Consider the following 26783-nt stretch of genomic DNA (forward strand, 5'->3'; position numbering starts at 1 on the left):
AGTTTTGAGACTATTTTTCATGTTCTAGTCATTCTTTTGAAATAATCTATAAAATACGTGTCTACAATGATCTATATGTCCTATTCCAGTATTTTAGAAGAACTGCGTCTATTTTTATAGAGCTTGAATTTAGCTTTTATAGAAAATCTATTTAAGAAATATATTGTATTGTTTTGATTTCAATCCGCTATATGAACGATATTCATGTAAATATACCTGGTGAATGCTTGCATGACAAGATATTTGTTTTTGTATTTATAAATTAGTATTTTACGAGATATCAACATGCTTTAAATACAGTGAATAGGATATTTTTATGTTCAGGCTAAGAAAGATAGTAATCACTTTTGAATGGAAGGCTAAAGAATTATTAGAAGTATGGTTAGATATATAAATGGTCACGCTTTCACAATTTTGATATTTTATTGTGTTATTCCTTGACAATTTTGATTTAAAAATATATTATAAAGAAAATGACAGCGGTGTCATTTTCTGGTATGGAATTTATATGAATATTAAATTAGGACATAATATTTTTAATTGGAGGCTAATATGAAATCTTTTCAACAAAATGAGGTTTTCTCTATTCGTAAGTCTAAGGTGGGAGTTTGCTCAGTTCTCTTAGCGGTTTTATTTATTGGAACACAAAGTGTTTTAGCTAATGAAGTAGTTGGTGAAACTTCTTCGTCTAAAGATAATATGCAAATGAACTCTTTGTTGAGTAGCACATCTACATCATTATCTGCGGAACCCCATTCTGATACTCTCAGTCTTGATAACAATTCAAGTTTAAGTACTGATAATAATGGAGGAGTGAGTATTAATCAAAATAAACCTGATATAACAAATGATACTATGATGGGTAACATCTCTGGGATGGAAGTGAATACTATTTTAAGTACTAATCTGAACGAACACGTAGCTTTGAATGTTAAAGATTATGGAGCAATAGGTGACGGGGTTCATGATGATCGACAAGCAATTCAAGATGCAATAGATGCTGCAGCTCAAGGGCTAGGTGGAGGAAATGTATATTTTCCTGAAGGAACTTATTTAGTAAAAGAAATTGTTTTTTTAAAAAGTCATACACACTTAGAATTGAATGAGAAAGCTACCATTCTAAATGGTATAAATATTAAGAATCACCCTTCTATTGTTTTTATGACAGGTTTATTTACGGATGATGGTGCGCAAGTAGAATGGGGCCCAACAGAAGATATTAGTTATTCTGGTGGTACGATTGATATGAACGGTGCTTTGAATGAAGAAGGAACTAAAGCAAAAAATCTACCACTTATAAATTCTTCAGGTGGATTTGCAATTGGAAACAGTACTAATGTCACAATTCGAAATGTAACTTTCAAAGATAGTTATCAGGGGCATGCTATTCAAATTGCAGGTTCGAAAAATGTATTAGTTGATAATTCTCGTTTTCTTGGGCAAGCCTTACCCAAAACGATGAAGGATGGGCAAATTATAACCAAGGAGAGCATTCAGATAGAACCATTAACTAGAAAAGGTTTTCCTTATGCCTTGAATGATGATGGGAAAAAATCTGAAAATGTGACTATTCAAAATTCCTATTTTGGTAAAAGTGATAAATCTGGAGAATTAGTAACAGCAATTGGCACACACTATCAAACATTGTCGACACAGAACCCCTCTAATATTAAAATTTTAAATAATCATTTTGATAACATGATGTATGCAGGTGTACGTTTTACAGGATTTACTGATATTTTAATTAAAGGAAATAGATTTGATAAGAAAGTAAAAGGAGAAAGTGTACATTATAGAGAAAATGGTGCAGCCTTAATAAATGCTTATAGTTATAAAAATGTAAAAGATGAACTTGATTTAAATAAGAAAGTCGTTATTACTGAAAATACATTTTATATTTCTGATCCTAAAACAAAGGCTATTAGAGTAGCAAAAGATAGTGCAGAATATTTAGGAAAAGTATCAGATATTACTGTAACAAAAAATGTAATTAATAATAATTCTAAGGAAACAGAACAACCAAATATTGAATTATTACGAGTTAGTGATAATTTAGTAGTCTCAGAGAATAGTATATTCGGTGGTAAAGAAGGAATTGTTATTGAGGATTCAAAGGGTAAAATAACCGTTTTAAATAACCAATTTTATAATTTATCCGGTAAGTATATATCATTCATCAAATCTAATGCAAATGAGAAAGAACCTGTTATACGTGATAGCGATGGTAATTTCAATATTGTAACGGAGAATGGGCTTTACAAAATTGTAACAAATAATTTAAGTGATAAAAACAAAGAGGAAAAACAATCTAATTCAAATAATGTAATTGATAGTAACCAGAAGAACGGAGAGTTTAACTCAAGTAAAGATAATAGACAAATGAATGACAAGATCGACAATAAACAAGATAATAAGACAGAAGAAGTAAACTATAAAATAGTTGGAGATGGCAGAGAAACTGAAAATCATATTAATAAATCTAAAGAAATAGTAGATGTAAAACAAAAATTACCAAAGACTGGTTCGAACAAGATTATGGAACTATTCTTAACAGTGACAGGAATTGGTTTACTTTTGACACTAAAAGGGTTGAAGTATTATGGTAAAGATAAATAAAATTTGTTCGATACAAGGAAGTTCTGTAGAAAATGAGGATACTGTAGGTTCACAAAATCAGTATTTTTGGATTATCGATGGAGCTACAGATTTATATAATTCTAAAGAGGAGATAGGTTATTCAGTCTCAGAAGTTGTACATATTTTATCAGAAAGTTTGTCGGTTAATTGTAAAGAATCAAAAACTCTTAAACAAATATTTGAAACTGCTTTACTCGAGGTTAAAGATGAAATCGGTTTAAACTCATATGAATTAACAGAGTATTATCGCTTACCAACATTTGCTTTTATATTTGCTAAACTTTCAGAAAAAAAGTTGGAGTATATGATGCTAGGTGACTGCGTCATGTTAGTAAACGAAATGGAAATAACTGATCATAGAGTAGATAACTTATTTGAAAAAGGGAAAAATGAGATAAAAGACTCAATTGGTACAAATAGTGTTTTAAATAAAAAAATTATTTTACAAAAAATCAGAAAATTATCTAATCAACCGAGTGGGTACTGGATAGGTTCGTTGGATGAGAGATTTTTAGACTATGCTATTATTAATCAAATAGATGTTACTAGTGAACAAATTGTTTTAATGAGCGATGGCTTTTATGAATTCTATCAAAATAATCAAAATAAAACTTTTGAAGAGTTAATTAAGATGAGATTTAATTCTTCTGCTATTGATCCAATCTATGGAAAGAAGGATGATGCAAGTATTCTAGTTATTGATGTTTGATATATTGTTTAAAATATTAATTGTTACTATTGAACTTTGTTAAGAAGAGGTACCTAAATGTTAAGGTTATATTTAGAAAATGAAATTATAGAATTATCAAATAATTTAGAGACCATTTGGGTATCTGTGCTTGATAAATATGAGAAGTTATTTGAATATTTATCAAATGAAGAACGAGTAGAATTGATTAAAGAAGATTTAATCATAAATGAGTCAGTTCTAAATATTGATAAAAAAGGATATGAGTTAATTTGTTTACAACATCCTGTTTCATATGACTTAAGAAGAATTATTAGTGTAATAAAAATATCAACTGACATTGAACGTATTGGGGATAGAATTGTTGAAATTTTAAAAAATCTACAGATTATTCAAAATAATGAAATTTTGAAGAAAATTATTTCAGAAATAAAAATACTTCATGAAGTTATCGGACTGCATATGAATAGGGCTATATCTTGTTATAGAGAGGAACAATCTGGATGTTTAGATATGGTTGTTATACAAAAACAGAATGAGATAGAAGAGCTTAGTATAAATATTGAAAAGAAAATAATGAATTATATATTTGAAGATGATGGGAACGTTTCTGAAGTAATTGGTGCTTTGGATATTATTCATCACCTTGATAAAATTGCTCATACTACGCAATCAATTTATAAATGGATAATGTATAGAAAATATGGGAACATAAATTAGAAAGAAAAATATATGAAAACAATTATTGATAATTTTGTTGATAGAGTAATTGAATACGGAATGTATAATGAAATTGACAAAATATATGTGAAAAATAGAGTACTAGCGTTAATAGGTGAGGAGGGAACTGATCGCATTTCCGATGAAAATGACCTGAAACAAATAAAAGATTACTTAGTGGAAATCGCCTTAAAAAACGGTAAAATTAAAGATTTAATCGAGGAAAAGGAATGTTTAGGAGCAGAGTTAATGAATTTCATAGTTCCTTTACCTAGTCGATTAAATGATATTTTTTGGAGTTCATATGATATATCACCTCAAGAAGCAGTTGAAGAGTTTTATAAGTTAAGTAAAGATAGTGATTATATTAAAACTTCTGCTATTGCTAAGAATATTGAATTTAGAGCATCAACTAAATACGGAGAGCTAGAGATTACGATAAATTTGTCAAAACCCGAAAAAGATCCAAAAACAATTGCTGCTGAAAAATTAGTAAAAGCAACTAATTATCCCAAATGTTTACTATGTATGGAAAATGAAGGATATCAGGGGCGAATAAATTATCCAGCACGTTCGAATCATAGAATTATTCGGTTGAAACTTGGTGACGAAGTATGGGGATTCCAGTATTCTCCTTACTCATACTTTAATGAGCATGCGATATTTTTAAATAGTCAACATGTACCAATGGCTATTACCTCTAAAACATTTGAACAATTATTGGAGATTGTTGATATTTTGCCAGGATATTTTGCTGGTTCAAATTCTGATCTTCCTATCTCAGGAGGCTCCATTCTTAGTCATAACCACTACCAGGGAGGGAAACATATTTTCCCAATGGAAAAAGCAAAATTTGAGAGTGAATTTCGTTTTAAAGACTTTGAGGATGTTAATGCTGGTATTGTAAAATGGCCAATGTCAGTAATTAGGTTACAAAGTGAAAATAAAAATCGCTTGTTAGATTTAGCTACTAAAATTCTAAATAAGTGGAGAGAATATTCAGATTTAGAAGTAGACATCATTGCTATGACTGAAGATGTCCCACACCATACGGTGACTCCTATTGCTCGTAAAGTGGACGGGAGATATGAATTAGATATTGTTCTAAGAGATAATCATACTACTGAACAATACCCAGATGGTGTTTTCCATCCTCATCAAGATGTACAACATATTAAAAAGGAAAATATCGGGTTAATCGAAGTGATGGGACTTGCGATATTACCACCTCGTTTGAAACCAGAGTTAGAAGAAGTTGGAAAATATCTTTTAGGAGAGGATAACGCAATTGCGGATTATCATTTAGAATGGGCCGACCAATTGAAAGAAAAATATCCTCGCATTAATAAAGAAGAGGTTAATAGCGTAGTTCAACACGAAGTAGGACAAGTGTTTGCGAGAGTTCTGGAAGATGCAGGAGTTTATAAGAATACACCGTCTGGGCATGAAGCGTTTATGAGATTTGTTAAGTCGGTTGGAATTAATTAGGAGGAAACCCAAATGGCAATATTGGTAACAGGCGGAGCTGGTTATATTGGTAGCCATACCGTAGTAGAATTACTAAATTTAGGAAAGGAAGTTATCATTGTCGACAACCTTTCGAACTCTAGCATCTTGGTGCTAGACCGTATTGAAGCAATTACAGGAATACGTCCCGTGTTTTACGAATTAGATGTTTGTGATAAACAAGCATTGAGAAAGGTATTTGAACAAGAATCGATTGATGCTGCAATTCATTTTGCAGGTTATAAAGCTGTCGGAGAATCCGTGCAAAAGCCTGTGATGTACTACAAAAATAATATTATGAGTACATTGGCACTTGTTGAAGTGATGTCAGAATTTAATGTTAAAAAGATTGTCTTTTCTTCAAGTGCGACTGTATATGGAATTAACAATCAGTCACCACTAATTGAGACAATGCAAACAAGTGCTACAAATCCTTATGGGTATACGAAAGTGATGCTTGAGCAAATTTTAAAAGATGTTCATGTGGCAGACTCAGAATGGAGTATTGCGTTGCTTCGTTATTTCAATCCAATTGGTGCTCATGAGTCTGGTTTGATTGGGGAAGATCCCTCAGGAATTCCTAACAACTTGATGCCCTATATTGCACAAGTAGCGGTAGGTAAGCTGTCAGAACTAAGTGTGTTCGGAAATGATTATGATACGCTTGACGGTACTGGTGTGCGCGATTATATCCATGTAGTAGATTTAGCAATAGGACATATAAAAGCTTTAGAAAAAGTATCTGAAAAAACAGATGTTTATATCTATAACCTAGGCTCGGGAGAAGGAACTAGTGTATTACAACTAGTAAATACATTTGAAAGTGTTAATAAGATCCCTATTCCTTATAAAATAGTTCCAAGACGTTCAGGAGACGTTGCAACTTGTTATGCAAATGCAGACAAAGCATATAAGGAATTAAATTGGAGGACAACAAAATCGATTGAAGACATGTGTAGAGATACATGGAATTGGCAATCAAAAAATCCCAATGGCTATAATTGATGATACTGTCTATATGAGTGCTGTATTTTGGAAAAATTACTTAACCTTTTAATGAAATGCATATTTAATGAAAGATAAATTTTTTTTAAAAAATTTTTGAAAGCGCTTGACAAAGTAAACGGTTTCGTTATATAATATAAGCATAGATGACACCGGTGTCAAATATAAAAAAGAGGGTCTTTATATGAAAAACCTAACAAAAATTAAGTTCAAAGAAAATGGAGAATTTAATCATTTTCCAGGAAATACTGTTGTAGCAAATCTTTATAATAAACAAGATTTGATGGAAGTTGTTGATATTATTCAATCACGTTATAGAGAATTACCATTTATTGATAAGTTCACTTTAACTCCAAGGAATTCTATTCACATGACTGTAATTGAATTGTTGTGCCATGAAAATCGTGAAACGGAGTTTTGGAGCAGTAATCTTCCTTTAGATACACCTTTACAGAAAATACATGATTACTTTGCTAAACAACTTGAAATTTTTCCATTGTTAAATGAAGAAATTCATATGCGTGTGACTGAAATGGGAAAACAAAACATACTAGTTGAACCTGCAGATGAAGCTTCTGCAAAGAGATTAGAAGAAATTCGTACTTATGTTTCAGAAAAAGCAGGTGTTCGTTTCCCTAATCATGATAGATATCAATTCCATATTTCAATTGGATATCTTCGGATTCCTCTAACCGAAGAGGAGGAAGAAGAGTTTACTAAAGTCAGAGCAGAATTAACTGAAATCTTATTAGAGAAGATTCCAACTATTACTGTAAACCGTATTGACTATACTGTATTTGAAGATATGAGACAATTTGTTCCATATCACGAAAAATTTAAATAAAATAATAAAAAAGGAGAACTTATCATGAAAAAAATGAAAATTTGGTCTACTGTACTTGCAACGGGAGTTGCTCTTACTACACTTGCTGCTTGCTCTGGAGGTTCAAATTCTACGACTGCTTCTTCATCTGAAGAAAAAGCTGATAAAAGTCAAGAATTAGTAATCTATTCGAACTCAGTTTCAAATGGTCGTGGTGATTGGTTAACTGCTAAAGCAAAAGAAGCTGGTTTTAATATAAAAATGGTTGATATTCCTGGCGCTCAATTAGCAGACCGTGTTATTGCCGAGAAGAATAATGCAGTTGCAGATATGGTATTTGGAATTGGTGCTGTTGATTCAAATAAAATTAGAGATCAAAAATTACTAGTCCAGTACAAGCCTAAATGGTTAGATAAAATTGATCAATCTTTATCAGATAAAGATAATTATTATAATCCTGTGATTGTTCAACCATTAGTTTTAATTGGGGCGCCTGATGTAAAAGAAATGCCTAAAGATTGGACTGAATTAGGTAGTAAGTATAAAGGTAAATATTCAATTTCTGGTCTTCAAGGTGGTACAGGACGGGCAATTCTAGCAAGTATCTTAGTTCGATACCTTGATGATAAAGGTGAATTAGGTGTTTCCGAAAAAGGTTGGGAAGCAGCAAAAGAATATTTGAAAAATGCATACACTCTTCAAAAGGGAGAAAGTTCAATTGTTAAGATGTTAGACAAAGAAGATCCAATACAATATGGAATGATGTGGGGTTCTGGTGCATTAGTTGGACAAAAAGAACAAAATGTTGTTTTCAAAGTTATGACTCCTGAGATTGGTGTACCATTTGTAACTGAACAAACTATGGTTTTAAGCACTAGTAAAAAACAAGCGTTAGCTAAAGAATTTATTGATTGGTTTGGTCAATCAGAAATTCAAGTAGAATATAGTAAGAACTTTGGATCTATTCCTGCAAATAAAGATGCCCTAACAGAGTTACCTGAAGATACGAAAAAATTTGTTGATCAAGTGAAACCACAAAATATTGACTGGGAAGCTGTTGGAAAACATTTGGATGAATGGGTAGAAAAAGCTGAATTAGAATACGTACAATAAGAAATAAGAGTTAATTTTTATGTCCAAGTCTCTCTATTATTTCTAAATTTAAGGAAGAAATAAAGAGAGGCTTTTGGTTTAGTAATAGAGGGAGTTAGTGAGATGATTAAATTTGATAATATTCAAATTAAATATGGTGATTTTGTTGCAATTGATAATCTAAATTTAGATATACATGAAGGGGAATTCTTTACATTTCTTGGGCCTTCAGGGTGTGGTAAATCAACTACTTTGAGAGCATTGGTAGGTTTTCTAGATCCATCATCAGGAAGTATTGAAGTTAATGGAACAGATGTCACTCATTTGGAACCTGAAAAGCGTGGAATTGGTATTGTATTTCAATCTTATGCGCTATTTCCAACTATGACTGTTTTTGATAATATTGCATTTGGTTTAAAAGTTAAGAAGGTAGCTCCAGATGTTATTAAAGCAAAAGTATCAGCAGTAGCAGCAAAAATTAAGATCTCTGATCAACAGTTACAGCGTAATGTATCAGAATTATCTGGGGGTCAACAACAAAGGGTAGCATTGGCTCGTGCTCTGGTTCTTGAACCTAAAATTCTTTGTCTAGATGAACCATTGTCAAACCTTGACGCAAAATTACGTGTAGATTTGAGAAAAGAGTTGAAAAGACTTCAAAAAGAGTTAGGTATTACTACTTTATATGTTACTCATGATCAAGAGGAAGCCTTGACTTTATCTGATAGAATTGCAGTCTTTAACAATGGATACATCGAACAGGTCGGTACACCAGTAGAAATTTATCATAATTCTCAAACTGAATTTGTATGTGATTTTATTGGAGATATTAATGTTTTGACCGATGAAACAGTCCACGAAGTATTACTGAAAAATGCAAGCGTTTTCTTAGAAGATAAAAAAGGATACATTCGATTAGAGAAAGTTCGATTCAATCGTGAAACTGAACAAGATTTCACTCTAAAAGGGACAATTATTGATGTTGAGTTTTCTGGAGTTACAATTCACTATACAATAAAAGTTTCTGAAAGTCAGATTCTTAATGTAACAAGTATTGATAGTCAGGCTGCTATTAGATCTGTCGGAGAAAGTGTGGAATTATTTATCACACCATCAGACGTTCTGCAATTTTAAGGAGGTGCAGTATGCGTCATAAATTAAATTTAAAAGATTGGCTTATTCGTTTAGGGTTAATCTGGTTCTTAGTAACATTTATTATTTATCCAAACTTTGATCTAGTAGTGAATGTATTTGTAAAAGGAGGAGAATTTTCCCTTGATGCTGTACATCGTGTTCTAAAATCTCAGAGGGCACTTCAGAGTATTATGAACAGTTTTAAGTTAGCATTTTCACTCATTATTACAGTTAATGTCGTAGGTATTCTTTGTGTTCTATTTACAGAGTACTTTGATATTAAAGGGGCTAAAATTTTAAAATTAGGTTATATGACCTCTTTAATTTATGGAGGAGTGGTTTTAGCGACTGGATATAAATTTGTCTATGGTCCTTATGGATTGATTACAAAATTTTTACAAAATGTTATCCCTTCTTTAGACTCTAACTGGTTTATTGGGTATGGTGCAGTCTTATTCATTATGACATTTTCAGGAACTGCTAATCATACATTGTTTTTAACAAATACAATTCGAAGCGTTGACTATCACACTATTGAGGCTGCTCGAAATATGGGAGCAAAACCATTTACTGTTTTCCGAAAAGTAGTGTTACCAACCTTAATTCCAACTCTATTTGCACTTACTATTATGGTTTTTCTTAGTGGTTTATCTGCAGTAGCAGCACCCATGATTGTTGGTGGTAAAGAATTTCAAACTATAAATCCAATGATTATTACATTTGCAGGGATGGGGAATTCTCGTGATTTAGCTGCCTTACTTGCAATTATTTTAGGTATTGCAACTACAATTTTGCTTACTATCATGAATAAGATAGAAAAAGGTGGAAATTATATTTCTATCTCTAAGACTAAAGCGCCTCTTAAAAAACAAAAAATTGCGTCTAAGCCTTGGAATATCATTGCTCACATTGTAGCATATGGATTGTTCACAGTTTTCATGCTTCCACTAATTTTTATAGTATTATACTCATTTACAGATCCAGTTGCAATTCAAACAGGTAACTTAACATTATCAAACTTTACTTTAGAAAATTATCGCTTATTCTTTAGTAATAGTGCGGCATTCTCTCCATTCTTGGTCAGCTTTATTTATTCTATTATTGCTGCGACAACAGCAACAATTCTCGCAGTTGTATTTGCTCGTGTTGTCAGAAAACATAAATCTCGTTTTGATTTCTTATTTGAATATGGTGCTCTACTTCCTTGGTTACTACCAAGTACACTTTTAGCAGTAAGTTTATTATTTACTTTTAATCAGCCACAATTTCTTGTCTTGAATCAGATTTTGGTAGGTAGTTTGGTAATTCTACTTATTGCATATATAGTTGTAAAAATCCCATTTTCTTATAGAATGGTACGTGCTATTTTATTTAGTGTTGATGATGAGATGGAAGATGCAGCAAGAAGTATGGGTGCTTCACCTTTTTATACTATGATGAAGGTTATCATCCCATTTATTTTACCGGTTGTTCTCTCTGTTATTGCTTTAAACTTTAACTCTTTATTAACTGACTTCGACTTATCTGTATTTCTTTACCATCCATTAGCTCAACCACTGGGTATAACTATTCGTTCAGCAGGTGATGAAACAGCAACTTCAAATGCTCAAGCACTTGTATTCGTTTATACTATTGTATTAATGATAATTTCTGGTTCTGTTTTATACTTTACTCAGAGACCAGTTAGTAGAAAAAGGAAATAATAATGCAAGCAACAAGCTTAGGACTATCATATATCGAAATTGTATTAAGAATTGTACTTTCATTAGTTATTGGTGGTGTAATTGGTTTAGAGAGAGGAAGTAAATCTCAACCAGCAGGTATTCGTACACATAGTATTGTTTGTCTGGCTGCATGTTTAATTATGATGACTAATGAGTATGTATCTTATAAATTTGGTACAGGAGATCCTACACGCTTAGGTGCGCAGGTTATATCAGGTGTTGGTTTTCTTGGGGCTGGAACAATACTTATTACAGATAAAAAGAAAATAACTGGTTTAACAACTGCAGCCGGAATATGGGCTTCAGCTGGAATCGGTCTAGCTATTGGTGTTGGTTTTTATGAAGGAGCCATACTAGGAGCAATGTCTGTTTGGAGTGTTATAACTATGTTCCAACCTTTAAAAAAATATCTTCAAAGTCGTTCAAAGATAATCGAATTGTATATCGTTGTTAGATCTACAGAGGCATATAATCGGGTACTAGTATACTGTGCTGAGAATGGCATTAGAATGACTGATTCTAGAACTGCATTTGGAGATGTTAATTCAGAAAGAATTGAATATTTTGATGTTCCAGACAAAAAAATCGCGTCATTTATTACTCTGGAATTATCAGGTAGATTTGAGCACCTTAAACTAATGGAAGAAATTGCTAATATTGTTGGTGTGATTTATGTTGAGGAAATCAGCTAATCTAGGGATAAACAAAGGGACGGATTATTCTAGTCCTTTTGTTTTCTTTAAATAATAAGAAATATAAGGGCACATCTAAAAACTCAATTTCAATACTTTTAAACATTGATGTATCAACGTTTTCTGAGCAATAAAAATAGAAAATCGGTAGTTTTTAGAGGTGTCCATAATAATTTTTGAAGAAAAGGATCTAACTAATTTGAGAGTATATAAAGTGGATTTTGATGCAGGAAAAATAACTTATTTTGATGACTATAATCTCATACAGGTATACCACTTCCATTCATTTTATGATGTTTGTGAGATGGTGTTCGCTTGTCATTTACCATTTGAAGAAATGCTTAGAAATGTTATTGTTAAGGAGAAAGCTGTTCCCATATTAGAGTGTTATATTGAACAGATAATGAATACATTTCTAAATACAGAAGGATTTACTGAAAATGATTCCTTGGAATTTTCAGGTAGTGTATTTTCTTATACGGTGATTTGTAATGCAGTTTACAAAATAGTACAAAACAGTGAATTGAATTGTAAAATTTATGTTACTAGTACTGAAAGTTAATGTAGATTTAGTGAAGTATTTCCTCCAGATGTAAACTAGATTAAAAGATTAGAATGTAATTTTCTTGTTAAAATAATTTAAATATTGTATAGTTATAGTGAAGGTTTATGACAGGAGTATTTTAATGGAAAAAGGGAAAAAGGTAACGATATATGATATTGCACGTTTGTCTGGTTTTTCTCCAAAGACAGTTTCACGTGTAATAAATGGAGGGAATAGAGTAAAACCTGAGACTTATAATGCCATAAAAAAAGTCATCGATGAGTTATCCTATATTCCAAATGCCTATGCTCAGAATTTAACGAAGAAAGAAACCACGAATATTTTAATATCTGTGAAGAAGATTGATTCTTTTCCTTTAATCTGGTTTCAAACACTTTTAGATAAAGTTTTACAAACTTGTAGACAATTTGGAGTAAATGCTATTGTTGAATATTTTGGAGAGGAAGATTCGATTAGTAATTCAATTATTTCAAGTATTGGTAGCCTTGTAGATGGAGTGATTGTCTTTTATGAGGGGGAGAATGATATTCGAATCCAATATTTAAAGAAAAATAATATGCCTTTCATTGTCTTTGGAGAGTCTCAAACACCTGGAGTAGTTTACGTATCTAACAATAACTTTCAAGCTACTTATGATATGATGAAAGTAGTTTTGGAAAAGAATTTTAAAGATATGTGGTTACTTATGGGAGGTGAGTCTTATGTAAATAAGGATCGAGAGAGAGGAGTGAGAACTTTTTTAAAGGATAATAATTATTCTATGGATTTGAAGGTAGTTTATGGTTTAACTACAATAGAGTCAGTTTATTCCTTTGCTGTGAATGATTTGTCTTTTGGAAATTATCCAGATATTATATTTGTTTCAGGCGATGAAAAAGTTCAGGGACTAATTCGTGCGTGTTACGAAAAAGGAATAGCGATTCCGGATAATATATCCGTTGTTGGATTTGATAATATTCCAATTTCACAGTATTACACTCCTGCTTTATCTACAATTTCTCCTAATTATGTTAAATTAGCTCAAGAAATGATTGAAGGGGTATTAGCAATTATAAAGGGGGAAAGTGTCACATCTGTTGAAGTTTCTACTAAACTTGTTAGGAGACAGAGTTTCTAGTATTGTTTAATTCTTGAAAATCCTAATGGAAAAGATGGAGTGTTCTAAAGTAAGTTCTGTTTAGCCTCCATTCAGTTTCTATTGAGTTGGATCCAATTTCTAACAAGTGGGACATTTTCACGTTCGATTTACTAAAGACATTATCACATTCGAATCACACATCTTTCAAAAAAATTGTAAAAAAGTCTTGACAAAGAAAAAACAAAGTATTAAAATAAGTTCAACAAATCAGAAAAGTAACTATTTTTAATCTTCAGGGAGCCTGTGGTGATTGTGAACAGGTGGTTGGAAGTAGTGAAAGTGGGCTGATTTTAAAAATGAATTTGAAACAATGAAAATTCGGTGCGCACACCTTACAGTGCAACTTGTTGTTAGACAAGGTAGAGATGTAAAGGGATAGTCCCTTTATAATTGAGGTGGCACCGCGTTACCAACGCCCTCACACGGAATCCAATCTGTGTGTGGGCTTTTTTCATATCTTGAAATCAATACTGAAAGAGGAAAATTTTATGACAACTAAAGGTTATTTTGGACAATTTGGTGGAAGTTTTGTACCAGAGCCGATTCAGGCTTTGTTGGACGAGTTGGAAGTGACATTTGACAAGTACAAGGATGATCCAGAATTTTTGGCAGAATTTCGTCATTACTTGAAGGACTATTCAGGTCGCGAAACACCGCTCTATTTTGCGGAAAGTTTGACAGATCACTTAGGTGGTGCTAAGATTTATCTCAAGCGCGAAGACCTTAACCACCTTGGTTCTCACAAGCTCAACAACGTTTTAGGACAAATTCTTTTGGCCAAACGCATGGGCAAAAAACGAGTAATCGCAGAAACAGGAGCTGGTCAGCATGGTGTTGCGACAGCAGCGGCTGCAGCCAAGTTTGGTATGGCCTGTGATGTCTACATGGGAGCAGAGGATGTGGAACGTCAACGTCTCAATGTTTTCCGTATGGAGATGATGGGAGCAACTGTTCACGCGGTTGAAACAGGGACTCGTACCCTCAAAGATGCTGTTGATGCAGCCTTTGGAGCATGGATGAATGACCTTGAAGCCTTTTATGTTCTGGGATCTGCTGTGGGACCTCACCCATATCCAACCATTGTTCATGAGTTCCAAAAGGTCATCAGTGAAGAATCTCGCCGTCAAATCTTAGAAAAAGAAGGTCGTTTACCAGACTACGTTATTGCCTGTGTAGGTGGTGGTTCCAATGCCATTGGTGCTTTTTCTCAGTATGTTGCTGATAAAGAAGTCAAGTTGGTTGGGGTTGAAGCTGCTGGTCACGGACTTGATACAGACAAGCACGCAGCTACTATGACAAAAGGTAGTATCGGAATTGTCGACGGTATGAAGACCTATGCAGTCTTTAAGGAAGACGGAGAGCTGGCTCCAGTTTACTCTATCTCAGCTGGATTGGACTATCCAGGGGTTGGCCCAGAACACGCCTACTTCAAAGATTCAGGTCGCGTGGAATATGTCGCTGCGACGGATGAAGAAGCTGTTCAGGCTCTCCTCCTTCTCAGCAAGACTGAAGGAATTATCCCAGCGATTGAAAGTTCGCACGCTATCGCAGAAGCAGTTAAACGCGCACCGAAACTAAGTAAAGACGACATTATCATCATCAATGTCTCTGGTCGTGGAGACAAGGACGTAGCTGCAATTGCGGACTACCTAGAAGCTAAAAAATAATAGATGGAAAAATTACAGTCCTTTCTCTCACAGAGAGCTTGTGGTTGCTGGAAACAAGCAGAGAAAGCTGTAAGGTTGGGTCCATCTGAAATAAGAGAAGAAAACATAATTCTCAAGGGAGTGCCCTTTATCGCACAGCCTGTTACAGGAGGTATCTGAGACAGGAATGAGAGATAGGAGAAATCCTATAATTGAGGTGGCACCGCGAATTTCGTCCTCACGCAAGTTGTTTTGCGTGGGGATTTTTTATACAGTCGCCACCAACTAGAATTAGAACTGAAAGGGAAATTACAATGGAACGAATCATTCATGGAGATGTCTTATCACCAATCTTGGCTTACATGCGCCTAAAGGGGCAACACAAGGTTATCTTAGAGAGTATTCCGAGAGACAAGGAAACAGCTCGTTTTTCTATCCTAGCCTATAATCCTGTTTTTGAGATTAAGTTTGAAAATGGGGTCCTTTATCAAAATGGTCAAGTGATTGATCGTGATCCCTTGGATTTTCTTTATGAAGTGACTCATAAGAGACAACACCATTCAGATCTACCTTTTGGTGGAGGAGCCATTGGTTTTGTTGGTTACGATATGATTTCGCTTTATGAAGAAATTGGTCAAATCCCTGAAGATACAATTGGAACGCCAGACATGCATTTCTTTGTTTATGAGAGCTACATGGTCTTTGACCACAAGAAGGAAAAAATCCATGTCATCGAGGATGCTCTCTATAGTGAGCGAAGTCAAGAAGACTTGGAAAAAGCCTTGAACCAAGTGCTTGAGGAATTACGCATTCCTGCTCCAAATGAATTTGAAGATTTGGATTTATCACCACTTGACTTCAAACCCCATATCGCTCCTCAAAAGTTTGAGGAAATGGTGGAAACAGCTCGTGACTTGATTCGTAACGGGGATATGTTCCAATGCGTACTCAGCCAGCGTTTCTCAGCAGAAGTTACTGGAAATCCATTTGATTTCTACAGAAATCTCCGCGTGACCAATCCTTCTAATTACCTTTATTTCTATGATTTTGGGGATTATCAAATCATCGGTGCCAGTCCAGAAAGTTTGGTTTCTGTCAAAAATGGCATCGTGACAACCAATCCGATTGCGGGTACACGACCAAGAGGAGCTACGGATGAAGAAGACAAGGCTTTGGCGACAGACCTGCTTTCGGATGAGAAGGAAACAGCAGAGCATCGAATGTTAGTAGACTTGGGTCGTAATGATATTGGTCGCATCTCTGAAACGGCCAGTGTTCAAGTTACCAAGTATATGGAAGTGGAGCTCTTCCGTTATGTTATGCATTTGACCAGCGTGGTTAAGGGGCGTTTGCTTCCAGAACTCACTGCCATGGATGCCTTGAAAGCAACACTTCCTGCTGGAACAGTTTCAGGAGCACCAAAGATTCGAGCGATGAGACGCATCTATGAACTGGAAAAAGAAAAACGTAGCGTATACGCAGGAGCAATCGGCTACTTGTCGGCAACGGGTGATATGGATTTTGCCATTGCCATCCGAACGATGATTCTCAAAAATCAAACAGCCTATGTGCAGGCTGGGGCAGGGATTGTCTACGACTCCATCGCCCAAAACGAATACAAAGAAACCATTAACAAGGCTAAATCTATGACTAGAATTGGAGAACTAAAACCATGATTTTATTGATTGACAACTATGATTCTTTTACCTATAACTTGGCCCAATACATTGGGAACTTTGCAGAAGTTCAGGTCTTGAGAAATGATGATCCCAAGCTGTATGAAGAAGCTGAAAAAGCAGATGGTTTGGTCTTTTCTCCCGGTCCAGGTTGGCCAGTTGATGCTGGAAAGATGGAAGATATGATTCGTGATTTTGCTGGCAAGAAACCGATTCTTGGAATTTGTTTGGGTCATCAAGCCATTGCAGAAGTCTTTGGTGGTAAGTTAGGCTTGGCTCCAAAAGTCATGCATGGGAAACAGAGCAATATCAACTTTGAAGCGCCATCTGTTTTGTATCAAGGTATTGAGGATGGCCGTGCGGTCATGCGTTACCACAGTATTTTGATTGAGGAAATGCCAGAAGACTTCGAAGTGACAGCTCGTTCAACTGATGACCAGGCCATTATGGGAATTCAACACAAAAATCTACCAATTTATGGTTTCCAGTACCATCCAGAGAGTATCGGAACGCCAGATGGCTTGTCTTCTATTCGGAATTTTATCGAGAAGGTTGTAAAGTGAGGAAACTAGGATGAAAGAGATTATTGAAAAACTAGCAAAATTTGAAAATTTATCAGGTGTAGAAATGACGGATGTCATTGAGCGTATCGTAACTGGGCGTGTAACGGAGGCGCAGATTGCTTCTCTCCTTTTAGCTCTTAAGATGAAGGGGGAAACACCTGAAGAACGCACAGCCATTGCCCAAGTCATGAGAGGACATGCCCAACATATTCCAACTGAGATTCATGATGCCATGGACAACTGTGGTACAGGTGGGGACAAGTCTTTCAGCTTTAACATCTCCACAACTGCAGCCTTTGTCTTGGCTGGTGGTGGTGTTCACATGGCAAAACACGGTAACCGCTCGATTTCTTCTAAATCTGGTTCTGCAGATGTCCTCGAAGCCTTGGGTATCAACCTAGACCTCAAACCAGCTGAACTAGGTAAGGTCTTTGATAAAACTGGAATCATCTTTCTCTTTGCTAAAAATATGCACCCAGCAATGAAATACATCATGCCAGCTCGTTTGGAATTGGGAATTCCAACGATTATGAACTTGACTGGTCCCCTGATTCACCCAATGGCTTTGGAAACACAGCTTCTTGGTATTAGTCGTCCAGAACTTCTAGAAAGTACAGCTCAGGTTTTGAAAAATATGGGTCGCAAACGTGCCATCGTAGTTGCTGGACCAGAAGGACTGGATGAAGCTGGATTGAACGGAACAACCAAGATTGCTCTTCTGGAAAATGGCGAAATCACCTTGTCAAGCTTCACTCCAGCGGATTTGGGGATGGAAGGCTACGCTATCGAAGACATTCGTGGAGGCAATGCTCAGGAAAATGCAGAAATTTTGCTCAGCGTTCTTAAAAATGAACCAAGTCCATTCTTGGAGACTACAGTTTTAAATGCTGGTCTTGGTTTCTATGCTAATGGTAAGGTAGCTAGTATCAAGGATGGAGTTGCCTTGGCTCGTCAAGTGATTGCTAGTGGCAAGGCCCTTGAAAAACTCAGACTGTTACAGGAGTACCAAAAATGAGTCAGGAATTTTTAGCACGAATCTTGGAGCAGAAGGCGCGTGAGGTTGAGCAGATGGAGCTGGAGGAAATCCAACCTCTGCGCCAAACCTATCGCTTGGCTGACTATCTAAAACAACACCAGGACCGTTTACAGGTAATCGCTGAGGTCAAGAAAGCTAGCCCTAGTCTGGGAGATATCAATCTCGATGTGGATATTGTGCAACAGGCCCAGACTTATGAAGAGAACGGAGCAGTGATGATTTCTGTTCTGACAGATGAAGTTTTCTTTAAAGGACATTTGGATTATCTACGGGAGATTTCCAGTCAGGTACAGATTCCGACGCTTAACAAGGACTTTATTATCGATGAAAAGCAAATCATCCGCGCTCGCAATGCAGGTGCAACAGTTATCTTGCTCATCGTGGCAGCCTTGTCCGAAGAACGCCTCAAGGAACTTTATGACTATGCGACAGAGCTTGGTCTGGAAGTCTTGGTGGAGACCCACAATCTAGCTGAACTAGAAGTGGCTCACAGACTTGGTGCTGAGATTATCGGGGTCAACAATCGCAATTTAACTACCTTTGAAGTTGACTTGCAGACCAGTGTAGACTTAGCCTCGTACTTTGAGGAAGGTCGCTATTACATTTCTGAATCTGCCATTTTCACAGGGCAGGATGCGGAACGAGTAGCACCATACTTTAACGGAATTTTGGTGGGAACAGCTCTCATGCAGGCAGAAGATGTGGCCCAGAGAATCAAGGAGTTGCAGATTGACAAAGGTTAAAATTTGCGGATTATCGACCAAAGAAGCGGTGGAAACAGCCGTATCAGCAGGAGCCGACTACATCGGTTTTGTCTTTGCACCTAGTAAAAGACAGGTGACTTTGGAAGAGGCTGCTGAGCTGGCAAAGCTTATTCCTGCAGATGTCAAAAAGGTTGGTGTATTTGTTTCACCAAGTCGGGCAGAACTGCTAGAAGCGATTGAAAAAGTTGGTTTGGACTTGGTTCAAGTTCACGATCAGGTGGCAGATGATTTGTTTGATAATTTGCCTTGTGCCAGCATTCAGGCTGTGCAAGTGGATGGAGAGGGGCATGTACCCAATTCTCAGGCAGACTATCTACTCTTTGATGCCCCTGTGGCTGGGAGTGGCCAGACCTTTGACTGGGGCCAACTGGATACGACTGGACTAACTCAGCCCTTCTTTATCGCAGGTGGGCTTAAGGAAGACAATGTAGTAAAAGCAATTCAACACTTTACTCCCTATGCAGTAGATGTATCAAGCGGAGTGGAGACAGACGGACAAAAAGATCATGAAAAGATTAGAAGATTTATAGAGAGGGTAAAGAATGGCATATCAAGAACCAAATAAAGATGGATTTTACGGAAAATTCGGTGGACGTTTCGTCCCAGAAACATTGATGACAGCAGTTTTGGAGTTGGAGAAAGCCTACCGTGAAAGTCAGGCAGACCCAAGTTTCCAAGAGGAATTGAACCAACTCTTGCGACAGTATGTGGGACGTGAAACTCCCCTTTACTACGCAAAAAACTTAACCCAGCATATTGGCGGAGCTAAGATTTATCTTAAACGTGAAGACCTTAACCATACAGGGGCCCACAAGATTAACAATGCCTTGGGACAAGTTCTTCTGGCTAAACGCATGGGTAAAAAGAAAATTATCGCTGAAACAGGTGCTGGTCAGCACGGTGTGGCAACTGCAACTGCTGCAGCCCTCTTTAACATGGAATGTACTATCTACATGGGTGAGGAAGATGTCAAACGCCAAGCCCTCAATGTCTTCCGTATGGAGCTTTTGGGAGCCAAGGTTGAGGCAGTGACAGATGGTTCGCGCGTGCTCAAGGATGCGGTCAATGCAGCCCTTCGTTCATGGGTAGCTAATATCGATGATACCCACTATATCCTTGGTTCTGCCTTGGGGCCTCATCCTTTCCCAGAAATCGTTCGAGACTTCCAAAGTGTCATCGGTCGAGAAGCTAAGCAACAGTATCGCGATATGACAGGTCAAGATCTGCCAGATGCCCTAGTAGCCTGTGTTGGTGGTGGGTCGAATGCCATCGGTCTCTTCCATCCATTTGTAGAAGATGAGTCAGTAGCTATGTATGGAGCTGAAGCAGCAGGACTTGGTGTAGACACAGAGCACCACGCAGCGACTTTGACTAAGGGTCGTCCGGGTGTCCTTCACGGTTCTCTCATGGATGTGCTCCAAGATGCCCATGGTCAAATTCTTGAAGCCTTCTCTATCTCAGCAGGTTTGGACTATCCTGGTATCGGTCCAGAACATTCTCACTACCACGATATCAAACGTGCCAGCTATGTTCCTGTGACTGACGAGGAAGCCTTAGAAGGATTCCAACTCTTGTCTCGTGTGGAAGGGATTATCCCAGCCTTGGAATCTAGCCATGCTATCGCCTTTGCAGTAAAATTGGCCAAAGAACTCGGACCAGACAAGTCCATGATTGTCTGCCTATCAGGTCGTGGAGACAAGGATGTGGTTCAAGTCAAAGACCGCTTGGAAGCAGATGCAGCAAAGAAGGGAGAAGCTAATGCCTAAGACTCTAACAGAAAAATTGAACGCTATCAAAGCAACTGGAAAAGGAATTTTCGTTCCCTATATCATGGCTGGAGACCACGAAAAAGGTTTGGATGGACTAGCTGAAACAATTCACTTTTTAGAAGATTTAGGTGTTTCGGCCATTGAAGTGGGCATTCCCTTTTCAGATCCTGTCGCAGATGGACCTGTTATCGAAGAAGCTGGTTTGCGTAGTTTAGCCCATGGGACTTCGACACAAGCTTTGGTTGAAACCTTGAAAACCATTCAAACAGAGGTTCCGCTGGTCATCATGACCTACTTTAACCCCCTCTTTCAGTACGGTGTGGAGAACTTTGTCAAAGAATTGGAAGATACAGCGGTTAAGGGTTTGATTATTCCAGACCTGCCTCATGAGCATGCCAACTTTGTAGAACCATTTTTGGCAGATACAGATATCGCCTTGATTCCCTTAGTTAGTTTGACGACAGGGATTGAGCGCCAGAAAGAGTTGATTGAAGGGGCAGAAGGATTTGTCTATGCGGTTGCCATCAATGGGGTGACAGGGAAATCTGGCAATTACCGTGCAGACTTGGACAAGCACTTGGCACAATTGCATCAAGTGGGCGACATTCCAGTCTTGACAGGATTTGGCGTATCTAGTCAAGACGATGTAGAACGTTTTAATGCGGTGTCAGATGGCGTTATCGTCGGTTCAAAAATCGTAAAAGCTCTCCATCAAGGAGAGCCGATTGAGGACTTTATCAAACAAGCAGTAGCTTACCAAAAATAAGCACACAAGTAGCAAGTAAGAGGAAAGGCACGAAAGGAAGTCTTTCCTTTTTCTTTTGCAGGAGAAAGGCTAGAATTCCCATCGCAGAAGCAAACTGAATCAAGATGAGTAATTCTGTTGCGCTAAAGACGAGAGCACAAGAAGCTAAAAAGAGAAAATCCCCTGCGCCCATGCGGATATCGATAAAATGAGCCAACATTCCAAGGACAAGGAAGAAGACCATGACTAGATTCCAGCCAGAGGAAGCCATGAGGATTAGGTGGAAAATCATCCAGACCAGTAAGGGATATTCCTGATGGCGAAAGTCGTAGATGCCCAAGGTCAAACCAGCAGTGATTAGGATGACTTGACTCAAGGAAAGTAATTCCCAAGAGTAAAGCAGAAAGAGGAGTCCTAAGCCTAGTTCAAAGAGGGCATACCAGACAGGATAAGGAGCCTTGCAGTAGCGACAGCGAAAGCGATTGAAGACCTGCGAGAGAATCGGAATCAAATCTAAGGGACGCAAGCGAGTCTGACAGGAATCGCAGTGACTAGCTGGACTGATAATGGATTGCTCAGGAAAACGGTCAATGACCAAGCCAAGAAAGGAAGCGAAAATGCTCCCAACAAGAAAAAAATAAATATCAATCATACTTATCTATTCGTAAAAAATGGGAGAAGTAGTATAATGGAGAAACATAGATAAGATGGGGAGGTCAAGATGACAATTCGTTTTGAAGAAAAGGTGAGTATAGAAAACGCTCAACGCGTATGTCAATGGTCCAACTCCCTTGGCAAAGTCTTTCAAGAACAATGGATGGGACCAAGGATTCCTTTTCCCTTGACAATTCAAGTTTTGCAAGAGTTGGAAGGAATCTTTTCAATCTTTGAAGGACAAGAGTTTGTGGGGCTTATCCAGAAAATCAGATTGGAAAATAGCAATCTTCATATCGGACGATTCTTTATCAACCCCCAGAAACAGGGGCAAGGCTTAGGTAGTCAGGCTTTAAGGAAATTTGTTAGTTTGGCCTTTGAAAATGGAGACATAGATAGTATTTCTTTAAATGTCTTCGAAGCAAATCAAGCAGCCCAGCACCTTTATCAAAAAGAAGGATTTGAAATCGTTCAAATGATTGAAGCACCAGAACGAAAATACATCATGAAAAAGGGGAGATAGGAGCAAAAAAGCCTTTTTGTCTAGTCTAATTGTTTAGTTATTTTTTTCGATGATTCATATCTAAATCTTTTAATAGTTTCCCAGTTAAGTGAAGAGTTTTATCCTGTTTACAGTTTGTTATAATATCAAAAAGTTCCTTTGATATTTCTTTAAAAATTTTCTTTGATTCATCAGTTTGAAGTCTAGGAGATGTTTCTTTGGCTACATAGTAAGCATGATTGTCTCCAACAGTTATTAAACTCAGAATTTTATTAGCAATATTCTCATCGAAATAGTATGGTTTGAAAGAATCTCCTTTTTCTTTCATAGGTAAAAACTACTCGGTTTCATCACCTATACAAGTATAAAGTTTCTTTTTATTATGTTCAGTCAAATTACCATCATAGCAATCTGGCAAGTGATAATTCTTTATTTTGGGATTAAAGATTTCAGGAAGTATTTCTTTGTTTCTTTGCCCTTTTTCAGGCCACTTGTATAGTTCTTTGGCTTTTATAATTGTGTCAATTTCCAGGATTTCCTTATTATTTTCATCCTTAGCTTTAGATACAAATACAAAATAAACTTCCTCTTTTTCCTCTTTGGTTTCAATCCACTCTCTGACATCTTTACTTAGAGAAACATTTGTATGACAAAATGTATAAAGAAAATTATCATTCCAAATGAAGGGATCTTCATTGTGTTTCCCAGATTTAAATTCATCAAAACTAATTTCATATTCCTTATTTTCGATAGATAGAGTTTTCTTTTCTCGTTTAGGGTGCCCAATGATAATAATATGTTTCATATTTCCAACTCCTTTATTGGCAATAAATTAGATTTTAAGATGTTTCATTTTTATTGTGGGAAGATTTACTTCGTTTTCTCCTGAAATTGAGTTCCTGCCCAGTCTTCCTCTTGTAATAAATTTCTAATCAAGCTCGGCGTATTTCTATTTAAACAACTCAATTTTATCATTACAGTAATTGATTAAATCTCGAGCCTTCTCAAAAGTATAGCCTTTTTTAGATACAGATTTCACTTTCTTCTCATCAAAATAGTAGCCAGTCAAACCAGTGATTTCTTCTGATAATGTAAGATAGTAATCTGTTTCAATTCCCTCGTCTAGATTTTTGGAAAATGACTTCATCAAACGTCCAAAGAGAGGCTTTTTTGTCTTTTCATCACTGGAATCATTCCCTAAATTTGTTGAAATTAAGTCCGGATGGTAAGAATTGACGGTGATGCTTGAACCTTTTAGAAAGAATTCTCTGGCTAGATGGCGTGTCATCCAAATAGTGTAAAGTTTGGAATTATTGTAGGCTAAACCAGGATTGTAGTTCGTCTCAAATCCAAAGTCTAAATCCTTGATCTTGGCAAAATGATGCATATAGGAAGAAGTATTAATGACACGGCCGTCAGACGCTTTTTCTAACAAGGGACTTAGCTCAGCTGTTAACATATAGGGAACCAGAACAGATAACATAAAGGTCAACTCGACCTTTTCAGCACTCGCTTCTCGTTCTTTTCCTGCATACAGGCCTGCATTGTTAAACAAGACATCGATCTTTGAAAAGTCTCGCTTGATTTCCTCTACAAATCGATAAACATCGTCTAATTTTGAAAAATCTGCCAAGTAGCTAGAAACTCTCCCTCTCAAGGAAACTGCCCGAACCTCTTGAAGCGCCAGCTCAAGTTTTTGGGGATTTCGACCATGGAGGATGACATGATGCCCTTTACTGACCAATTTCTTTGCCAAATGTTTACCGATACCGTCAGTAGCACCTGTAATCAGAATGGTTTTGACCATATTAGTCCTCCAAGAAAGCTATTAGTTCTGTTGAAAATTCATCTGCATATTGGAAAATCGAACCGTGGCCAGCATTTGGATAGATGATGAGTTTACTATCTTTTATTTTCTCATGCATATCATAAGAATTTTCCGTTGGAACCTGCATATCCTTATCCCCGTTGACGATTAAGGTTGGTTGGGTGATAAATTTTAGGTCGTCCTGAGAATCTTTCCCCCAACGTTTAATGGCTTTGAGCTGGGTCAAAAATCCCGGTACCTTCATGTCTTTGTCCGCAAATTCCTTGGTTCTCATCCCCATTCGTCCTAGGACTTTCAAAGCTTCAATTTTCCCTTGTTCATCATGATTATAGAAGATATAGCGTTTAGGATCAATGCGCTCGAGTCCCGCTTTAAACATATAGTTAAAGGTTTTCCCTGTTACCTTATCGACCTCTTTTCCACCTCGAGGTCCTGTTCCAGCCAAGATTAAACGATTGACTAGAGTAGAATTTATTCGGATGATTTCTTGAGCAATCATACCTCCCATAGAAAGGCCAAGAAGATTGATTTTATCGTAACCAAGCGCTTTTACAAAGTCAATTGTCTGCTCAGCCATTCCAGGCATCGTCGAAGCAACTTTGCCCTGACTTGCTCCAACACCAGGAAGATCGACTACAATGACATGGTGCTTTTCAGCAATCAAGTCTAAGAGTTTAGGATCCCAGTTATCGAGAGTTGCTGCCAAATGGACCAGCATCAGAAGAGGTAGTTTTGATTTGCCTTTACTAAGTTCGCGATAGGCAATTTGATTTCCTTGGACAGTGATGTATTGATTTTTAGTTGTAATATATGACATGATTTTTTCCTTTTTATTTCTTAAAGCTGAGGACTGTTTTTCCACGTGAGCGACCATTAGCAACCTTGTCTAATGCGCTATTTACCTCTTCAAATGGATAAACTGTATCGATAGAGGGTTTGATTTCTAATTTACTAAAGAGGTCAGCTACCTCTTGTAATTGAGCGCCATTGCTTTCTACAAAGATAAAATGGAAGTGAACGCCGTATTTGTCAGCCATTTTATCAAATTTGCGACCCACTAGTCCAAGTAAGATTTGTTTCCATTTTGGTAGATTCATGCGTTTGGCAAAGGCACCGTTTGGCATGGCACGAAGTGAAACAAGATGACCACATTTTTTCATGATAGACATTTGTTTTTCAGTTTCAGCCCCACCAAGTGTATCGAGGACATAATCCACCTTACTAACAGTTTTTGTATAATCCTCTGTTTTGTAATCGATAAAGCGGTCTGCTCCTAGTTTTAACACACGCTCAGCACTATCTCCAGATCCATTGGTGATGACTTTCAATCCTTTGGCCTTGGCAATCGGAATGGCCATTCCACCCACTCCGCCAGCACCACCAGAAATAAAGATCGTTTTCCCAGCTTGAGCGCCCATGAGGTCAAGAGCCTGCATGATAGTTAAGGCAGTAAGCGGAACAGCAGCAGCCTCCTCGTCTGATAGATAGTCTGGAACCTTGGCTAAGGCTTGGCTATCGACAGCTACGTATTCTGCAAAGGCGCCGATATGATCAAGTGGCAGACGGCCAAAGATACGGTCTCCTACCTGAAAGTTGTCAACTTGCTTGCCAATGCTTTCAACGATTCCAACCACTTCGTTACCTGCAGTTTGAGGAAGTTTGTAAGGAACAATCATCTTAACCTCACCACGAGAGATCATGTTATCCAGAGGATTAACCCCGGCTGCGTATACTTTCACCAAGACTTATTTGCCTGTAATACTTGGTTTAGCGATTTCTGTGATGTTCAGTGTGATATTGTTTTTGTTATAAGTGGTGTGTTGTGCGGCTTTCATTGTTTTCTCTTTTCTTTTTAATATGATTTTATATACCTGTA

The 26783-nt window shown here is 36.8% G+C and carries 25 protein-coding genes, 1 pseudogene and 2 other annotated features; of the genes and pseudogenes, 20 read left to right on the top strand and 6 right to left on the bottom strand.

Annotated features, from left to right (window positions below; all coding sequences use genetic code 11):
• The first annotated feature begins 552 nt into the window (after positions 1 to 552).
• The 19 genes from AC6I9F_RS02300 (at position 553) to trpA (ending at position 21944) form a co-directional block, all read left to right on the top strand.
• Positions 553 to 2616 carry a glycosyl hydrolase family 28-related protein gene (locus AC6I9F_RS02300; protein ID WP_498022484.1) on the top strand — a complete coding sequence of 688 codons (2064 nt, stop codon included), beginning with the start codon at positions 553 to 555 and terminating at the stop codon, positions 2614 to 2616.
• On the top strand, positions 2600 to 3346 hold the full coding sequence (locus AC6I9F_RS02305; protein ID WP_498022486.1) for a protein phosphatase 2C domain-containing protein: 747 nt from the start codon (positions 2600 to 2602) through the stop codon (positions 3344 to 3346). The genes AC6I9F_RS02300 and AC6I9F_RS02305 overlap by 17 nt, the downstream gene beginning before the upstream one ends.
• A 57-nt stretch (positions 3347 to 3403) precedes the next feature.
• The gene (locus AC6I9F_RS02310) at positions 3404 to 4045 is read left to right on the top strand and encodes a phosphate signaling complex PhoU family protein (RefSeq protein WP_138700835.1); all 642 of its coding nucleotides are present in this window, start codon (positions 3404 to 3406) and stop codon (positions 4043 to 4045) included.
• A gap of 12 nt (positions 4046 to 4057) precedes the next feature.
• Positions 4058 to 5533 (top strand): UDP-glucose--hexose-1-phosphate uridylyltransferase, encoded by a 1476-nt coding sequence (gene galT / locus AC6I9F_RS02315; RefSeq protein ID WP_050206830.1) that lies wholly within the window; start codon positions 4058 to 4060, stop codon positions 5531 to 5533.
• A gap of 12 nt (positions 5534 to 5545) precedes the next feature.
• Positions 5546 to 6556 (top strand): UDP-glucose 4-epimerase GalE, encoded by a 1011-nt coding sequence (gene galE / locus AC6I9F_RS02320; protein ID WP_000996560.1) that lies wholly within the window; start codon positions 5546 to 5548, stop codon positions 6554 to 6556.
• Between the two features lie 184 nt (positions 6557 to 6740).
• Entirely contained in the window at positions 6741 to 7400 is a 660-nt protein-coding gene (locus AC6I9F_RS02325; RefSeq protein WP_498022490.1) for a DUF1868 domain-containing protein, read from the top strand.
• A gap of 24 nt (positions 7401 to 7424) precedes the next feature.
• Positions 7425 to 8492 (top strand): extracellular solute-binding protein, encoded by a 1068-nt coding sequence (locus tag AC6I9F_RS02330; RefSeq protein WP_338619708.1) that lies wholly within the window; start codon positions 7425 to 7427, stop codon positions 8490 to 8492.
• A gap of 102 nt (positions 8493 to 8594) precedes the next feature.
• Entirely contained in the window at positions 8595 to 9605 is a 1011-nt protein-coding gene (locus AC6I9F_RS02335; protein WP_173270134.1) for an ABC transporter ATP-binding protein, read from the top strand.
• Between the two features lie 11 nt (positions 9606 to 9616).
• A complete protein-coding gene (locus AC6I9F_RS02340; protein ID WP_173270130.1) occupies positions 9617 to 11308 on the top strand; it encodes an ABC transporter permease in 1692 nt (563 codons plus the stop codon).
• 2 nt (positions 11309 to 11310) lie between these two features.
• Positions 11311 to 12021, top strand: a complete 711-nt coding sequence (locus AC6I9F_RS02345; RefSeq protein ID WP_001149044.1) for an MgtC/SapB family protein — start codon at positions 11311 to 11313, stop codon at positions 12019 to 12021.
• 686 nt (positions 12022 to 12707) lie between these two features.
• Positions 12708 to 13703: a LacI family DNA-binding transcriptional regulator gene (locus tag AC6I9F_RS02350; RefSeq protein ID WP_000410752.1), complete on the top strand. Its 996-nt coding sequence runs from the start codon at positions 12708 to 12710 to the stop codon at positions 13701 to 13703.
• 220 nt (positions 13704 to 13923) lie between these two features.
• Positions 13924 to 14147: a binding site (T-box leader), on the top strand.
• Positions 14148 to 14212: 65 nt separating this feature from the next.
• Complete coding sequence (gene trpB, locus AC6I9F_RS02355) at positions 14213 to 15391, top strand: tryptophan synthase subunit beta (protein WP_498022494.1); 1179 nt, start codon at positions 14213 to 14215, stop codon at positions 15389 to 15391.
• Positions 15388 to 15613: a binding site (T-box leader), on the top strand. Its footprint overlaps the gene before it by 4 nt.
• 71 nt (positions 15614 to 15684) lie before the next feature.
• Positions 15685 to 17046 carry an anthranilate synthase component I gene (gene trpE / locus AC6I9F_RS02360; RefSeq protein WP_369606630.1) on the top strand — a complete coding sequence of 454 codons (1362 nt, stop codon included), beginning with the start codon at positions 15685 to 15687 and terminating at the stop codon, positions 17044 to 17046.
• Positions 17043 to 17609 (top strand): aminodeoxychorismate/anthranilate synthase component II, encoded by a 567-nt coding sequence (locus AC6I9F_RS02365; protein WP_000601904.1) that lies wholly within the window; start codon positions 17043 to 17045, stop codon positions 17607 to 17609. Before trpE ends, AC6I9F_RS02365 begins: the two co-directional genes overlap by 4 nt.
• A gap of 10 nt (positions 17610 to 17619) precedes the next feature.
• Positions 17620 to 18624, top strand: a complete 1005-nt coding sequence (gene trpD / locus AC6I9F_RS02370) for an anthranilate phosphoribosyltransferase (protein WP_498022497.1) — start codon at positions 17620 to 17622, stop codon at positions 18622 to 18624.
• A complete protein-coding gene (gene trpC, locus AC6I9F_RS02375; RefSeq protein ID WP_498022499.1) occupies positions 18621 to 19388 on the top strand; it encodes an indole-3-glycerol phosphate synthase TrpC in 768 nt (255 codons plus the stop codon). The genes trpD and trpC overlap by 4 nt, the downstream gene beginning before the upstream one ends.
• Positions 19375 to 19974, top strand: a complete 600-nt coding sequence (locus AC6I9F_RS02380; protein ID WP_498022501.1) for a phosphoribosylanthranilate isomerase — start codon at positions 19375 to 19377, stop codon at positions 19972 to 19974. The genes trpC and AC6I9F_RS02380 overlap by 14 nt, the downstream gene beginning before the upstream one ends.
• Positions 19952 to 21175 carry a tryptophan synthase subunit beta gene (gene trpB / locus AC6I9F_RS02385; RefSeq protein WP_411863451.1) on the top strand — a complete coding sequence of 408 codons (1224 nt, stop codon included), beginning with the start codon at positions 19952 to 19954 and terminating at the stop codon, positions 21173 to 21175. The genes AC6I9F_RS02380 and trpB (AC6I9F_RS02385) overlap by 23 nt, the downstream gene beginning before the upstream one ends.
• Positions 21168 to 21944, top strand: a complete 777-nt coding sequence (trpA, locus tag AC6I9F_RS02390) for a tryptophan synthase subunit alpha (protein WP_498022503.1) — start codon at positions 21168 to 21170, stop codon at positions 21942 to 21944. Before trpB (AC6I9F_RS02385) ends, trpA begins: the two co-directional genes overlap by 8 nt.
• Here trpA and AC6I9F_RS02395 read toward each other — a convergent pair.
• Positions 21916 to 22575, bottom strand: a complete 660-nt coding sequence (locus AC6I9F_RS02395; protein ID WP_498022505.1) for a prepilin peptidase — start codon at positions 22573 to 22575, stop codon at positions 21916 to 21918. The genes trpA and AC6I9F_RS02395 overlap by 29 nt on opposite strands.
• 69 nt (positions 22576 to 22644) lie before the next feature.
• Between AC6I9F_RS02395 and AC6I9F_RS02400 the strand changes: the two genes are divergently transcribed.
• Entirely contained in the window at positions 22645 to 23100 is a 456-nt protein-coding gene (locus AC6I9F_RS02400) for a GNAT family N-acetyltransferase (RefSeq protein WP_498022507.1), read from the top strand.
• A gap of 37 nt (positions 23101 to 23137) precedes the next feature.
• On the opposite strand, the gene AC6I9F_RS02405 is transcribed toward AC6I9F_RS02400, so the two are convergent.
• The 5 genes and pseudogenes from AC6I9F_RS02405 to AC6I9F_RS02425 all read right to left on the bottom strand — a co-directional run bounded on the left by AC6I9F_RS02405 (position 23138) and on the right by AC6I9F_RS02425 (position 26742).
• Positions 23138 to 23407: a hypothetical protein gene (locus AC6I9F_RS02405; RefSeq protein WP_498022509.1), complete on the bottom strand. Its 270-nt coding sequence runs from the start codon at positions 23405 to 23407 to the stop codon at positions 23138 to 23140.
• Between the two features lie 9 nt (positions 23408 to 23416).
• Positions 23417 to 23884, bottom strand: a complete 468-nt coding sequence (locus tag AC6I9F_RS02410; protein ID WP_498022511.1) for a hypothetical protein — start codon at positions 23882 to 23884, stop codon at positions 23417 to 23419.
• A 144-nt stretch (positions 23885 to 24028) separates the two neighbouring features.
• The gene (locus tag AC6I9F_RS02415; protein ID WP_498022513.1) at positions 24029 to 24886 is read right to left on the bottom strand and encodes an SDR family NAD(P)-dependent oxidoreductase; all 858 of its coding nucleotides are present in this window, start codon (positions 24884 to 24886) and stop codon (positions 24029 to 24031) included.
• Position 24887: 1 nt separating this feature from the next.
• Positions 24888 to 25724: an alpha/beta fold hydrolase gene (locus AC6I9F_RS02420; protein ID WP_498022515.1), complete on the bottom strand. Its 837-nt coding sequence runs from the start codon at positions 25722 to 25724 to the stop codon at positions 24888 to 24890.
• Positions 25725 to 25737: 13 nt separating this feature from the next.
• Positions 25738 to 26742 (bottom strand): annotated as a pseudogene (locus tag AC6I9F_RS02425) (NADP-dependent oxidoreductase).
• Between the last annotated feature and the right edge of the window lie 41 nt (positions 26743 to 26783).

Source organism: Streptococcus nakanonensis, assembly GCF_059738785.1.